Genomic DNA, 12,464 nt, shown 5'->3' with positions numbered 1-12,464 from the left:
TCCAGTGTCCGACATTCTCGTGTCCGAGCAGTCCGCGCCGGGACCCGGCGGGTCCGGACGTCCCTCCGGCCGGCTGCTCGAGGTCGACGACCTGCGGGTGGAGTTCCGCACCCGGGACGGCGTCGCAAAGGTCATCAACGGGGTCACGTACCACGTCGACGCGGGGGAGACCCTCGCCGTGCTCGGCGAGTCCGGCTCCGGTAAGAGCGTCACGGCGCAGACCATCATGGGCATCCTCGACACGCCGCCCGGCTTCGTCACCGGTGGCCAGGTCCGCTTCCACGGCAAGGACATGCTCCGCATGTCCGACGAGGAGCGCCGCCGCATCCGCGGCGAGGGCATCGCGATGATCTTCCAGGACGCGCTCTCCGCGCTGAACCCCGTCTTCACCGTCGGGTTCCAGATCGCCGAGCAGTTCCGGGTCCGGCGGGGCATGGGTCGCGCGGAGGCCAAGAAGCGCGCGATCGACATGCTCGACCAGGTCAAGATCCCGAACGCCAAGAGCCGGTTCAACAACTACCCGCACCAGTTCTCTGGCGGTATGCGGCAGCGCGCGATGATCGCGATGTCGTTGGCGCTCGACCCGGAGGTGCTGATCGCGGACGAGCCGACCACCGCTCTCGACGTGACAGTGCAGGCCCAGATCATGGACCTGCTCGCCGAGCTTCAGCGTGAGCGGCAGATGGGCATGATCCTGATCACCCACGACCTCGGCGTGGTCGCCGACGTCGCGGACCGGATCGCGGTCATGTATGCGGGCCGGATCGTCGAGGAAGCCAACGTGTACGACCTGTACGCCAAGCCGGCGCACCCGTACACCATCGGTCTGATCGAATCGATCCCGCGCCTGGACGAGAAGGGGCAGCAGCTCCGGACGATCAAGGGCCTCCCGCCGAACCTGATGAACATCCCGCCGGGCTGCCCGTTCAACCCGCGCTGCCCGATGGCTCAGCCGGTGTGCCGGGAGAAGATCCCGCCGCTGCTGCAGGTCGGCCGCGACCGGGCCAGCGCCTGCCACTTCGCCGAGGAGCTGGTGAACCGTGTCTGAGAACATCCTCGAGGTCAACGACCTGGTCAAGCACTACCCCGTCACGCAGGGTGTGGTGTTCAGGAAGACCGTCGGTCAGGTCAAGGCGGTCGACGGGGTCTCGTTCGGTCTGCGCGCCGGCGAGACGCTCGGTGTGGTCGGCGAGTCCGGCTGTGGCAAGTCGACCCTCGCCCGGGTGCTGATGAACCTGGAGAAGCCGACCGCAGGCAGCGTGGTCTACAAGGGCCAGGACACCTCCAAGCTGTCCGGTGGGGCACTGCGGCGTCTCCGCCGGCAGATCCAGCTGGTCATGCAGGACCCGTACACCTCGCTGAACCCGCGGATGACCGTCGGCGACCTGCTCGGTGAGCCGTTCGAGATCCACCCGGAGGTGGCGCCGAAGGGCAGCCGCCGGGCCAAGGTCCGCGAACTGCTCGACCTGGTCGGGCTCAACCCGGAGCACATCAACCGGTACCCGCACCAGTTCTCCGGCGGTCAGCGCCAGCGCATCGGCATCGCCCGTGCGCTCGCGCTGCGGCCCGAGATCATCGTCTGCGACGAGCCGGTGTCGGCGCTGGACGTCTCCATCCAGGCTCAGGTGATGAACCTGCTGGAGCAGCTCCAGGGCGAGTTCGGGCTGTCGTACGTCTTCATCGCGCACGACCTGTCGGTGGTCCGCCACCTCTCGGACCGGGTTGCGGTGATGTACCTCGGCAAGATCGTCGAGATCGGCACCGAGGACGAGATCTACGAGCGGCCGACCCACCCGTACACCCAGGCTCTGCTCTCCGCGGTGCCGGTGCCGGACCCGACGCAGCGGAACAACAAGACGATCATCCGGCTCACGGGTGACGTGCCGTCGCCGATCAGCCCGCCCTCGGGCTGCCGGTTCCGGACCCGCTGCTGGAAGGCGCAGGACGTCTGCGCCGAGCAGGTCCCGCTGCTGGAGATCCGACGGGACTCGGACCACCCGAGCGCCTGCCACTTCGCGGAGCGGCGCCAGATCGTCGCCACCCACGAGGCGTGAGTCACCGGAACCGCCTGCCGACGTCACCACGACGACGGCAGGCGGTTCCGTCTGTCCGTGGCCCGAGGCCGGCGCCGCGTGGCGCAGGGGAGCCCACGAGGGGCCCACGGGCCGGGTGAGTCACTGTGGGCCGGCGCGGCTCACAGCGGGCCGCGGCCCGCGCGGAGCAGCAGCAGGGCCAACTGGGTGCCGTCGGCGCCGAGCGCGACCCGGAAGCGCTCCAGGATCTCGCGTTCGCGGGAGAGCACCAGGCGAGTCCCGCCGGACGCCATCCGGGTCACCCCGACCTCCTGGGACAACGCGGCCCGCTCCTGCCAGAGCGTGATCAGGGCGTGGTCGATCTCGTCGATCCGTTCTCTGATCTGCACGATCCGAGCGGAGGCGGACGGCTCCTCGGTGCCGGTCCGTGCCTCTGGCGGCCCGGCGGCCTCGGCCGTCGGCGACAGGGGTGCCGCCGGCTCGCTCCCGTTGGCCGCGGGCTGCTCGGCCTTCGGTCGGGTCGGGCCGCCGCTCTGCTCCATCACGTCTGTCATCATCGGGTACCTCTCGCACTGTGGTGCCCGGTGCCCGGAACCCGGGACGGAAAAAGCCCCGGACTCCAGGAGCCCGGGGCTTTCGTAGGTCTGAATCGATCAGGCGCGACCTACGGCAGCCGGACTCCCGGTGCCGTAGTAAAAGTAGTAGCGCGCAGCGATCACGCCGTCGAGTATGCCCACGTCGGCGCCGGGTGCGCAAGCATTCCGCGGGGAGACGCCGATCTTTGCCCGACTGGCGGGCAGCGCGGTGGGAGCACGCGGTCGGGCACGAGCCGCCGAGCGCCAGAGACCGTAGTGTCCGACTGGCGGCATAGACTTGTCGGGCGATGCATCCTCTCTTCGACATTCCCGCGTCCCCGCCTGCGCCGGAGTCCGCGCCGGCCCGCCCGGACCGGCCCCGGCCCGCCGCCGTCCGCCTCGATCCGCAGCAGCTGCTCGCCGGGCTCAACGGGCCGCAGCGCGACGCGGTCAGCCACGCCGGCTCGCCGCTGCTGATCGTGGCCGGCGCCGGGTCCGGCAAGACCCGGGTGCTCACGCACCGGATCGCCTACCTGCTCGCCGCACGGGACGTCCATCCCGGCGAGATCATCGCGATCACCTTCACCAACAAGGCAGCCGGCGAGATGAAGGAGCGCGTCGCCGCGCTCGTCGGTCCGCGGGCGCGCCTGATGTGGGTGTCGACGTTCCACTCCGCGTGCGTCCGGATCCTGCGCGCCGAGCACGAGCACGCCGGCCTCAAGTCGACCTTCTCCATCTACGACGCGGACGACTCCCGGCGACTGATGCAGCTGGTCACCCGCGAGCTGGATCTCGACCCGAAGCGCTACCCGGCGCGGGGGTTGGCCGCCCAGGTCTCCAACCTCAAGAACGAGCTGGTCGACCCGGAGCAGTTCGCCGCACGGGCCACCGGGCCCAACGAGCGGGCGCTGGCCGAGGCGTACACGCTCTACCAGCGCCGGCTGCGTGAGGCGCACGCACTGGACTTCGACGACCTGATCATGACCACGGTGCACCTGCTCCAGTCGCACCCGCACGTCGCGGAGAGCTACCGTCGGCGGTTCCGGCACGTGCTCGTGGACGAATATCAGGACACCAACCATGCCCAGTACACGCTGATCAAGGAGCTGGTCTCCGGCACCGACGGGCTGGAGCCCGCCGAGCTGTGCGTGGTCGGCGACGCGGACCAGTCGATCTACGCGTTCCGCGGTGCGACGATCCGCAACATCCTGGAGTTCGAACGCGACTTCACCGACGCGCGGACGATCCTGCTGGAGCAGAACTACCGCTCCACCCAGACCATCCTCAACGCGGCCAACGCGGTGATCGACCGCAACACCTCCCGCAAGCCCAAGCGGCTGTGGAGCGAGGCCGGCGCCGGTGAGCAGATCGTCGGTTACGTGGCCGACACCGAGCACGCCGAGGCCGACTGGGTGGCCCGGGAGATCGACCGGCTGGTCGACGCCGACGAGACCCGCCCCGGCGACGTCGCGGTCTTCTACCGCACCAACGCCCAGTCCCGTGTGTTCGAAGAGGTGTTCATCCGCGTCGGCCTGCCCTACAAGGTGGTCGGCGGGGTGCGCTTCTACGAGCGCAAGGAGGTCCGCGACGCACTGGCGTACCTGCGTTCGGTGGTCAACGACGACGACACGGTGAGCCTGCGGCGGGTGCTCAACACCCCCCGCCGGGGGATCGGCGACCGCGCCGAGGCGTGCGTCGAGGCGCTCTCCAGTCGGGACCGGATCTCGTTCGGCGCGGCGCTGCGGCGGGCCCGGGAGGCGCCGGGCATCTCCAGCCGGGCAGCCAATGGCATCGCCGACTTCGTGGCGCTGCTGGACGGGGCCCGGGAGCTGTCCGAGACCGGCACCCCGGAAGAGGTGTTGGAGGCACTGCTGACCCGCTCGGGCTACCTCACCGAGCTGGAGGAGAGCCTGGACCCGCAGGACGCCGGCCGGGTGGACAACCTCCAGGAGCTGGTCAGCGTCGCCCGGGAGTACACCGAGCGGATCGAGGCGCTGGGCGAGGAGGGGGAGCGGGCCACCCTGGCCGGCTTCCTGGAGCAGGTGGCGCTGGTCGCCGACGCCGACCAGATCCCCTCCGACGACCCCGACCACCAGGGGGTGGTCACCCTGATGACGCTGCACACCGCCAAGGGTCTGGAATTCCCGGTGGTCTTCCTGACCGGGCTGGAGGACGGCGTCTTCCCGCACCTGCGCTCGCTGGGCGACACCCGCGAGCTGGAGGAGGAGCGCCGGCTGGCGTACGTCGGCATCACCCGCGCCCGGCAGCGGCTCTACCTCTCCCGGGCGGTGACCCGCTCGGCCTGGGGGCAGCCGTCCTACAACCCGCCGTCGCGGTTCCTGGAGGAGCTGCCGACCGAGTTGGTGCACTGGGAGCGCACCGAAGGGTCGTACACCTCGTGGGCCGGCGGGGGCGGCGGCGTCGGAGGCCGCGCGGACCGCACGCCCGGCGCGCGTGGCAACTTCACCGGGGGTACGCCGAAGGCGGCCCAGTTGGCGCAGCGGCTCGGCGTGGACGCCAGCCGGCTGACCACGGCCAGCGAGCTGCCGCAGGGGCCCAAGGTGGCAGCCGGGGACCGGGTCAACCACCAGCGGTACGGGCTGGGGCGGGTGCTCGCCGTCGAGGGGCACGGCCCGGGTGCTCGCGCGCAGATCGACTTCGGTGACCAGACCATGTGGCTGGTGCTGCGGCACGCCCCGGTCGACAAGCTCTGACCCGTCGCGCCCGCACCATTGCACTGAAGCAGGGATGGAGGGGCCTCAGGCCCCTCCATCCCTGCTGTTGCGCTCGAATCGCGCAGGGGTGTCGCCTCAGCAGCCGAGGTCCACGCCGCGGGTCCGCATGAACGGGGCCGGGTCGATCTGGTTCCACATGCCCTGGTGCACCTCGAAGTGCAGGTGTGGGCCGGTGGCGTCGCCGGTGGCGCCCTCGTAGCCGATGACCTGGCCGGCCTTCACCTTCTGGCCGACGGTGACCGCGATGCGGCTCTGGTGGGCGTAGTGGGTCAGGTACCCGTTGCCGTGGTCGATGAAGACGGAGTTGCCGTACCCGTCGGAGGCGTCGCCGGCCTGGGTCACGGTGCCTGCGGCTGCGGCGCGGAGTGGTGTGCCGGAGGGCAGCGCCAGGTCGATTCCGGCGTGCAGGGTGCCCCATCGCTGCCCGTAGCAGGAGGTGACGGCTGCGCCGGGCATCGGGTTGACCCAGGCGGGCGTGGGCTTGGTGGTCTTCTTCGGCTTCGGCTTCGGCTTGGCCTTAGCGGTGGCCGTCTTCGCGGGCGTCGGGCTGGCGGTGGCCGCGGACGGGCTCGGTGTCGGGCTGGCCGAGGGGGTGACCGGTGTGCTCGACTCGCGGGCGGAGCGGTCCGCTCGGCTGGCGGCTTCGGCCCGGCTCTGCGCGTCGAGGGAGACGGCTGCGGGTGCCGGGTGGTCGCCGCCGGTGGTGGCGACCGCGACGCCACCGAGGCCGAGGGCCACCAGGGCGGCGGCGCTGAGCACGATGAGGCGGTTCCGCCGGCCGGCGCGCTGCGGTTGCCCGGTGTGGGGGGCGTCGGGGGTGTTCTCGTTCTGGACGGGGCTGTCTTCCTGCACGGCGGACCTTCACAGTCGAGGGGCACTTGACCTCGAAATACTGGTGTCGGACCGAGCCGGGGTGGGCGCGGGGACCGGGTGACCGCGCGGCGCGTGAAGTGATGGCTGCCCAGATATGACCCACCCTATGGCGTTCTATCCGGAAAAGTGATCATGCTACGTGGTGTCGCCGGTCACAATCGTGGCTGTGACCCGGGATACATCCATTCGGCCGGGGCAACGAAAAACCGCCCGGATCAACAGATCCGGGCGGTCAACGGTCGTTACGCAACGTCAGGAGGCGGCTACCTCGTTGTAAATTGCCTCGACTTGCAGCTGGATGTCCACTCCGCGGTCCTGGAGGAACGGCACCGGGTCGACCGGCTGGCCCTTGACATGGATCTCCAGGTGCAGGTGCGTGCCGTAGGCGTGGCCCGTCTGGCCCACCAGACCAAGCTGGTCGCCGGCCTTGATCTGCTGGCCTTCCTTCACGCTCACCGAGGAGGAGTGGCCGTAGATGGCCTCGCTGCCGTCGGCGTGCTGAACGATCACCGCGTTGCCGTACCCGCCGAACCAGCCGGCCTTGGTGACCAGCCCGTCGTGGATCGCCACGTAGGGAGTGCCCTCGCCGGCAACCAGGTCCACGCCGGTGTGCAGCTTGCCCCAGCGCATCCCGTAGGGAGAGTTGAAGTCGTAGCCCTGCAGCGGCAGCAGCCAGACCTCGGGCTCGGCGCTGTCCTTGCTGCGGCTGTCCCGCGAGGCGCGGTCGGCGTTCTCGGCGCGGGCCGCAGCGTCCTGACTGGTGACCGACGCCTGCTTGAGCTCGTCGAGCACCGACGGGCTGACGTCCTTGGCGTCGGGCAGAGCGCTCGCGCCGAGGGCGACGATGCCGGCCCCGACGAACGCCGTGGTGACGACAGCGGCGTAACGGCTGCGCGGTGGGGTGGGCACACGGCGACGACCGCGATATCGATCGGGCTCAGACGACAGGCGCTGGCGCACGCACACCCTCCGTTGTCGGGGTTCCGAAGCGGCCGGTGGGCGTTCGTGAAGCTCGAATGAACGTCCGCTGACCGCGTCGTCACCCGTCCATGGACCTGATGACAACCGTGGACACGTTAGCCAACCACCAGGCGAGTCACAAGCTAGACCGCCAAACTGGCGTGTCGATCTGTCCGTTTGCGTCCATGATTGTCACGCATCGCGCCCCTAAACGGTGCCCCCGATGCTGCCCGTTCGTCGCCGAGCGTGACCGATCCGGCGGAGTCGTCCGACTTGACTCGGGGCAGTGCCAGAGTGCCTTGGCGAGCCTTCCCGGATCTGGCTCGGCGGCCTCCCCGGACGGCCCCCGGTCCGCTGCCCGCCACTTCGGGTGCGCCCCGTACGACAATGCCGGGCAGGGACCGGCGGCGGAGCCCGGTTTCCGGCCCCGATTTCCTGGGCCGGGCCCGCCGGGTTACCGTTCGTTCAGGTGAAGGCCCGTGAAGCCGGTGAAAGGTGTGCGCTGATGAGCTCTCGTATTCGGGTCGTCGTCGCCAAGCCCGGCCTGGACGGCCATGACCGGGGCGCGAAGGTCGTCGCACGCGCTCTGCGGGACGCGGGCATGGAGGTCGTCTACACCGGCCTGCACCAGACTCCCGAGCAGATCGTGGAGACCGCCATCCAGGAGGACGCCGACGCGGTCGGTCTGTCCGTCCTCTCCGGCGCGCACATGACGCTCTTCCGGCGGGTGCTGGAACTGCTCAGTGAGCGGGACGCCCGCGACATCGTCGTGTTCGGCGGCGGCATCATTCCGAACGGCGACATTCCCGAGTTGGAGAAGCTGGGCGTCGCGAAGATCTTCACGCCGGGCGCCACCACTCAGGCGATTGTCGAGTGGGTCCGGCAGAACGTGGCGCAGCCGGTTTCCTGAGTCTCGTTGCTCAGCGCCCGGATTTGGGCACGGGGGAGGGGCCGGACGCACCCCTCACACGTCCGGCCCCTCTATGCACGATGCCCCGCCGCCACCCCTCGACCGACAGGGCATCGGCCGTCTCCCGTCGTCACGCTTCTCAGCGCTCCGACATCTGACTCAACGACGCCCCCACGGCCGGGTTACGCAAGCCGGACAACATCGCCCGGATGGTTGATGCCATCTGTGTCGTGGCCGCAAACCAGCCGCGTCTGATGTCCGGTTGTGCATTACCGCACACCGCGCACCCGCTCGGTTGCCGGTGGTGCCGACCTCGCTAGGCTGCGGCCAATGGCCTGTTTCAACTGATGACAGGCGTCAAACTGTTTTTTGAACGCTGGTGGCGGCGCGACGGCGCGCCGCGGAGACGGGACGGGACGCGCAATCGTGGACCTGTACGAGTACCAGGGGCGGGACCTGTTCGAGCGGCACGGCTTGCCCGTGCTGGCCGGCGGCGTCGCCACTACCCCGGAAGAGGCCCGTGCGATCGCCGAACGCCTCGGCGGTCGCGTGGTCGTCAAGGCGCAGGTGAAGGTCGGCGGCCGAGGTAAGGCCGGCGGCGTCAAGCTCGCCGAGGGCGCCGAGGAGACGGTGGCCCGCGCCACCGACATCCTCGGCATGGACATCAAGGGTCACACCGTCCACAAGGTCATGATCACGGTGACCGCGGACGTGGCCGAGGAGTACTACTTCTCGTACCTGCTCGACCGAGCGAACCGCACCTTCCTCTGCATCGCCAGCGTCGCCGGCGGCATGGACATCGAGCAGGTCGCCGCCGACACCCCCGACAAGGTCGTGAAGGCCCCGATCGACGCCGTGAAGGGCGTGGACGAGGCCAAGGCCCGCGAGATCGTGACCGCCGCCGGCTTCCCGGCCGAGGTCGCCGACCAGGTGGTCGAGATCGCCGTCGGCCTGTGGCAGGCGTTCGTCGCCGAGGATGCCACCCTGGTCGAGGTCAACCCGCTCGCCAAGAACGGCGACGGCCGGATGCTCCTGCTCGACGCCAAGATCAGCTTGGACGAGAACGCGGCGTTCCGGCACCCGGACCACGAGGCGCTGGTCGACCAGGCCGCGGTGGACCCGCTGGAGCAGGCCGCCAAGGCCAAGGACCTCAACTACGTCAAGCTCGACGGCGAGGTCGGCATCATCGGCAACGGCGCGGGTCTGGTCATGTCGACCCTCGACGTGGTCGCGTACGCCGGTGAGCGGCACGGCAACGTCAAGCCGGCCAACTTCCTCGACATCGGCGGTGGCGCGAGCGCCGCGGTGATGGCGAACGGGCTGGAGATCGTGCTCTCCGACCCGGCCGTGAAGAGCGTCTTCGTCAACGTCTTCGGCGGCATCACCGCCTGTGACGAGGTCGCGAACGGCATCATCCAGGCGTTGGCGCTGCTGGAGCAGCGGGGCGAGCAGGTCAGCAAGCCGCTCGTCGTCCGTCTCGACGGCAACAACGCCGAGGCTGGCCGGGCGATCCTGGACAGCGCGAACAACCCGCTCGTGCAGCGGGTGGACACCATGGACGGTGCGGCCGAGCGGGCCGCCGAGCTGGCAGCTGCGGGGGTCTGATCATGGCTATCTGGCTGACCAAGGACTCGAAGGTCATCGTCCAGGGGATGACCGGTTCCGAGGGTTCCAAGCACACCCGGCGGATGCTGGCCGCCGGCACGAACGTGGTGGGCGGCGTCAACCCGCGCAAGGCGGGCCAGAAGGTCGACTTCGACGGCACCGAGCTGCCGGTCTTCGCGTCCGTAGCGGACGCGATGGCCGAGACCGGGGCCGACGTCACTGTCATCTTCGTGCCGCCGCAGTTCACCAAGGCCGCAGTGGTCGAGGCGATCGACGCCGCGATCCCGCTGGCCGTGGTGATCACCGAGGGCGTGCCGGTGCACGACACCGCATCGTTCTGGGCGTACAACGTGGCGAAGGGTGAGCAGACCCGGATCATCGGGCCGAACTGCCCCGGCATCGCCTCGCCCGGCGCGTCCAACGCCGGCATCATTCCGGCCGACATCACCGGCTCCGGCCGGATCGGCCTGGTCAGCAAGAGCGGCACGCTGACCTACCAGATGATGTACGAGCTGCGCGACATCGGCTTCTCCACCTGCGTCGGCATCGGCGGTGACCCGATCATCGGGACCACCCACATCGACGCCCTGGCGGCGTTCGAGGCCGACCCGGAGACCGACGCCATCGTCATGATCGGTGAGATCGGTGGCGACGCCGAGGAGCGGGCCGCCGAGTTCATCAAGACCAACGTCACCAAGCCGGTGGTCGGCTACATCGCCGGCTTCACCGCTCCTCCCGGCAAGACCATGGGTCACGCCGGGGCGATCATCTCCGGCTCGGCCGGCACCGCCGAGGCGAAGCAGGCGGCGCTGGAGGCTGTCGGCGTCAAGGTCGGCAAGACGCCGACCGAGACCGCGAAGCTGATGCGGGAGATCATGTCCGGCAACTGAGCCGGTCAGGCAACACCGGAGGGGGTCGACCGCAGCCGGTCGGCCCCCTTCGGCGTACCTGCGCTGCCGGCGCGTCCCGCTGGTGGCGCAGCCCGCTCAGTCGTTGTTCCAGAACGGGTAGTTGCCGGTGGCGCGCAGGATCGCGCCGCCGATGATGTTGATCACGCCGAACACGATGGCGAGGTAGCCCAGTAGCGGTGACTGCCCGTACCGACGGGCGTCGCGGATGGACAGGTAGCCGAAGATGATGCCCAGGATGCCGCAGCAGATCAGCCCCAGCACGATGCCCAGCACGCCCCAGAGCGTGGTCCGGTCCCGTCCCCGGGCCGGTGGGGGCGGGGATGGCGCGTACGGCGTTGTCACGGCGTCCTCCGGGCGGTCGTGGGCGGCGAGCCGGCCGGACCGCGACCGGCGGACCCGACCCGGGTGGCGGCGACTCGCGCCCCCTCTGGCCGAGGCTAGACCGGGCCGGATGGCCTGGGCCCCGGTTCGGTCAACTCGCCGCCCTTCGGGCGGCTTAACGGACTGCCACCGCCCGCGCGACGTGCCAGAGTAGAGCGGATGTCCCCCGTCACCCCTGACCGTCCCAGCCGTCCCGGCGGTGTGAGCGCCGACGACCGGCCGGTCGATCGTGCCGCCCGGGCCCGACGGGTGCCCGCGCCCCGCGCGGGTGGGGCGCCACGCGGGCGCGCGCCGTTGCCCGTCGCCGCGGGGGTAGCGGCCGGCTGGGCCGCCCTCACCTCCTACCTGCCGGTCGCCATCGTGCTCGGCCTGGTCCAGCTCGGCACGGATTCGACGACACTGGTCAGCACCCTGCGCACGGCGCTGGCCGGTTGGCTGCTCGGCCACGGGGTGCCGCTGCACACCGACTCCGGCCCGCTCGGGCTCGCCCCGCTGGCGCTGACCGTGCTCGCGCTCTGGCGGCTCAGCCGGGCCGGTGTGCACGTCAGCCGCGCGATCGGCGCCCGGGACACCCGCTCACCGCGCCGCGCGCTGCTCGCCGCAGGCGCGGTCGGCATCGCGTACGCGCTGCTGGGCGCACTCGCGGCAGTGCTGGTGGGTGCCGGTGGGCCGACGGTGTCCCCGATCCGGGCGGGCGCCACGTTCGCGGTGGTCGGCACACTCGCCGCACTGATCGGCGCCACCCGCATCACCGCCGTGACCCGGCTCCTCGTCACCCGGCTGTCAAACCCGGTGCGGGACGGCATTCGCACCGGCCTGGTGGCAGGGCTGCTCCTGCTCGGCGCGGGTGCCGGTGCGGCCGGCCTGGCGGTGGCCACCGGCGGCGGCGACGCGGCGGACATGATCGGGGCGTACCGGACGGGGGTCGCCGGGCAGGCCGGGATCACCCTGGTCAGCGTCGCGTACGCGCCGAACGCGGCGATCTGGTCGGCCAGCTATCTGCTCGGGCCGGGCTTCGCGGTCGGCACCGACACCGCGGTTCGCACCAGCGAGGTGTCGGTCGGCGCACTGCCAGCCGTGCCACTGCTCGCCGGTCTGCCACGAGGCCCGGTGGACGGCTTGGGCGCCCTGCTGCTCGCGGTGCCGGTGCTGGCCGGAATGGTGGCCGGCTGCCTGCTCGCCCGCCGGGTGGCCCGACTCGCCGGGCCGGAGCGGGCCCCGCAGCGCTGGGCCGAGGTGCTGGCCCCGGCGGTGCTGGCCGGGCTGGTGGCCGGCGTGCTGCTCGGTGTGGCCGCCGCGGTCTCCGGCGGGTCACTGGGCGCCGGCCGGCTGGCACAGGTCGGGCCGGTGGGCTGGCAGGTCGGTGCGGTGGCCGCTGTCGTCATCGCGGTCGGCGCACTGCTCGGCGCCGCCGCCACCCGGGCCCTCACCCGCACCCCCGCCCAGTAGACGCGCGCGGGGCGCCCCGGACGAATCCGGAG

11 protein-coding genes are annotated in these 12,464 nt (G+C 70.9%); 7 read left to right on the top strand and 4 right to left on the bottom strand.

Annotation, left to right across the window (positions count from 1 at the left end; genetic code table 11):
- The first annotated feature begins 4 nt into the window (after window positions 1-4).
- A complete protein-coding gene (locus tag KBX46_RS29270) occupies window positions 5-1,048 on the top strand; it encodes an ABC transporter ATP-binding protein (protein ID WP_371409660.1) in 1,044 nt (347 codons plus the stop codon).
- A complete protein-coding gene (locus KBX46_RS29265) occupies window positions 1,041-2,054 on the top strand; it encodes an ABC transporter ATP-binding protein (RefSeq protein ID WP_210795171.1) in 1,014 nt (337 codons plus the stop codon). The genes KBX46_RS29270 and KBX46_RS29265 overlap by 8 nt, the downstream gene beginning before the upstream one ends.
- A gap of 140 nt (window positions 2,055-2,194) precedes the next feature.
- Here the strand turns inward: KBX46_RS29265 and KBX46_RS29260 are convergent, their stop codons facing one another.
- The gene (locus KBX46_RS29260) at window positions 2,195-2,590 is read right to left on the bottom strand and encodes a chorismate mutase (protein ID WP_172862108.1); all 396 of its coding nucleotides are present in this window, start codon (window positions 2,588-2,590) and stop codon (window positions 2,195-2,197) included.
- Window positions 2,591-2,916: 326 nt separating this feature from the next.
- On the opposite strand from KBX46_RS29260, the gene pcrA reads away from it, so the two are divergent.
- Window positions 2,917-5,322: a DNA helicase PcrA gene (gene pcrA, locus KBX46_RS29255; protein WP_210795169.1), complete on the top strand. Its 2,406-nt coding sequence runs from the start codon at window positions 2,917-2,919 to the stop codon at window positions 5,320-5,322.
- A 96-nt stretch (window positions 5,323-5,418) separates the two neighbouring features.
- On the opposite strand, the gene KBX46_RS29250 is transcribed toward pcrA, so the two are convergent.
- Together KBX46_RS29250 and KBX46_RS29245 are read right to left on the bottom strand one after the other, a co-directional pair.
- Window positions 5,419-6,195, bottom strand: a complete 777-nt coding sequence (locus KBX46_RS29250) for a M23 family metallopeptidase (RefSeq protein WP_210795167.1) — start codon at window positions 6,193-6,195, stop codon at window positions 5,419-5,421.
- A gap of 273 nt (window positions 6,196-6,468) precedes the next feature.
- Window positions 6,469-7,176 carry a M23 family metallopeptidase gene (locus KBX46_RS29245; protein WP_210795165.1) on the bottom strand — a complete coding sequence of 236 codons (708 nt, stop codon included), beginning with the start codon at window positions 7,174-7,176 and terminating at the stop codon, window positions 6,469-6,471.
- Between the two features lie 505 nt (window positions 7,177-7,681).
- Here KBX46_RS29245 and KBX46_RS29240 point away from each other — a divergent pair.
- The 3 genes from KBX46_RS29240 (at window position 7,682) to sucD (ending at window position 10,581) form a co-directional block, all read left to right on the top strand.
- Complete coding sequence (locus KBX46_RS29240; RefSeq protein ID WP_088950145.1) at window positions 7,682-8,086, top strand: cobalamin B12-binding domain-containing protein; 405 nt, start codon at window positions 7,682-7,684, stop codon at window positions 8,084-8,086.
- Between the two features lie 426 nt (window positions 8,087-8,512).
- On the top strand, window positions 8,513-9,691 hold the full coding sequence (gene sucC, locus KBX46_RS29235; RefSeq protein WP_088950144.1) for an ADP-forming succinate--CoA ligase subunit beta: 1,179 nt from the start codon (window positions 8,513-8,515) through the stop codon (window positions 9,689-9,691).
- A gap of 2 nt (window positions 9,692-9,693) precedes the next feature.
- Window positions 9,694-10,581, top strand: coding sequence for a succinate--CoA ligase subunit alpha (gene sucD / locus KBX46_RS29230; RefSeq protein ID WP_088950143.1), 888 nt, complete (start codon window positions 9,694-9,696; stop codon window positions 10,579-10,581).
- Between the two features lie 96 nt (window positions 10,582-10,677).
- Here sucD and KBX46_RS29225 read toward each other — a convergent pair whose 3' ends face one another.
- On the bottom strand, window positions 10,678-10,944 hold the full coding sequence (locus KBX46_RS29225) for a hypothetical protein (protein WP_088950142.1): 267 nt from the start codon (window positions 10,942-10,944) through the stop codon (window positions 10,678-10,680).
- A gap of 198 nt (window positions 10,945-11,142) precedes the next feature.
- On the opposite strand from KBX46_RS29225, the gene KBX46_RS29220 reads away from it, so the two are divergent.
- Entirely contained in the window at window positions 11,143-12,432 is a 1,290-nt protein-coding gene (locus KBX46_RS29220) for a DUF6350 family protein (RefSeq protein ID WP_088950141.1), read from the top strand.
- Window positions 12,433-12,464 lie beyond the last annotated feature (32 nt).

This window comes from Micromonospora sp. C81 (genome assembly GCF_018070425.1).
Lineage (GTDB): Bacteria > Actinomycetota > Actinomycetes > Mycobacteriales > Micromonosporaceae > Micromonospora > Micromonospora zamorensis.
This window is presented reverse-complemented; position numbering and strand designations above follow the sequence as displayed.

Coding starts and splice junctions, on each gene's coding strand:
- KBX46_RS29260 (WP_172862108.1), bottom strand. CDS start 2,590: ATGATGACAGACGTGATGGAGCAGAGCGGCGGCCCGACCCGACCGAAG.
- KBX46_RS29240 (WP_088950145.1), top strand. CDS start 7,682: ATGAGCTCTCGTATTCGGGTCGTCGTCGCCAAGCCCGGCCTGGACGGC.
- pcrA (WP_210795169.1), top strand. CDS start 2,917: ATGCATCCTCTCTTCGACATTCCCGCGTCCCCGCCTGCGCCGGAGTCC.
- sucD (WP_088950143.1), top strand. CDS start 9,694: ATGGCTATCTGGCTGACCAAGGACTCGAAGGTCATCGTCCAGGGGATG.
- KBX46_RS29220 (WP_088950141.1), top strand. CDS start 11,143: ATGTCCCCCGTCACCCCTGACCGTCCCAGCCGTCCCGGCGGTGTGAGC.